At 39.4% G+C, this 1,215-nt stretch carries 1 protein-coding gene; it reads right to left on the minus strand.

What is annotated here, in order from left to right; all coding sequences use genetic code 11:
• Positions 1-32 precede the first annotated feature (32 nt).
• Positions 33-986: an IS110 family transposase gene (locus I6E70_RS20515; protein ID WP_024598675.1), complete on the minus strand. Its 954-nt coding sequence runs from the start codon at positions 984-986 to the stop codon at positions 33-35.
• Between the last annotated feature and the right edge of the window lie 229 nt (positions 987-1,215).

A 1,215-nucleotide genomic window follows, 5' to 3' on the forward strand; every position in this document is an offset into this window, starting at 1 on the left:
ATAACAAGTGACTATGGTGTCAATTCCTAATTTCAAACCATTTTAGGATCCCACATGACACCATCCCTCACCATAGAATTTATGATTACTATAAGCTTTCTTATACAGGCAATAATAGCCACTTTTTTAGGTTTCCCTGCCGCGACTAGCCGATGATAAATAGCTTTAAATTTAGGGTTACATTGGATAGCTGACATCATTGCCATATACATTGCGGTTCTAATTTTTGGTCGTCCACCTCGTATCATCCGTTTACCCTGATAAGCACCACTCTCTCGATTAAATGGTGCAACACCAACCAGTGATGCAGCCTCTTTATTGTTTACACACCCAAGCTCAGGCATGTCACTAAGTAAGTTAAACGCGACAACATTGCCAACGCCAGGCACACTTTGAATAATGTCATTCTTGACCTTATATTCGTCACATTCTTTGATGAGCTTTTGTAGTTTCAAGTCTACTTTTTCAATCTGATTTTTTAATGCCGTTAGGATAGGTTTTATTAGTGATGATATTGTTTTTGGCATTATCTGTGAACGATTTTTCTCCATCGTTTGCATATCCATTAACTGCCTTCTTCTGGAAAGTAAATCACTCATCAAGCGCATCTGCTCTGGCTTTAAAGAAGAGAGTGGAGGTTTTATTGCTTCACCAAAATGAGCGATGAGTTGCGCATCAAGTTTATCTGTTTTTGCTTTTTGGCCAATAGCGCCTGCGAAACGTTTAATATTAACGGGATTAGCAACAACGAAAGGGATATTCGCTTGAGCACACGCCATAATAAAGGGGTGTTCAAGGCGCCCAGTTGCTTCAATAGTAACACGCGTTATTGGGTGCTTTTTTAGTGTTTTTATAGCGTGTTTAATGCCGCCGTCATTGTTTTCTACGGTGAAATATATATCTAACGGTCGGATGTAAATATCGAGTTGAGTTTTACCTGTATCGACACCGACGTTAATTTCATTTTGATTATTAAGTGTATTCATAATAAGCTGACTCTGCCTTGCGATTCGGGCTCGAGGCCCCGTTGACTATCCGAGTTGAATGCTTGGAGTTTATACAGCGTTCTTTCTTGTTATCGGTCTCTCAATAGAGGAGCCTTCAATCAATCGAACTACTGTATAAAAGGCTTTGGTTGCAGCCAAAGCTTGGGCCTCACATTACCCGAACTTGGTTAAAGTATTAATTAATTTATGGGTTTATTATCCATACAAG

The sequence above is a fragment of the Pseudoalteromonas sp. NGC95 genome (genome assembly GCF_015864705.1).
Lineage (GTDB): Bacteria > Pseudomonadota > Gammaproteobacteria > Enterobacterales > Alteromonadaceae > Pseudoalteromonas > Pseudoalteromonas arctica.

What these genes read in the sequence shown, in the direction of transcription:
- I6E70_RS20515 (WP_024598675.1), bottom strand. Translation starts at nt 986, where the DNA reads ATGAATACACTTAATAATCAAAATGAAATTAACGTCGGTGTCGATACA.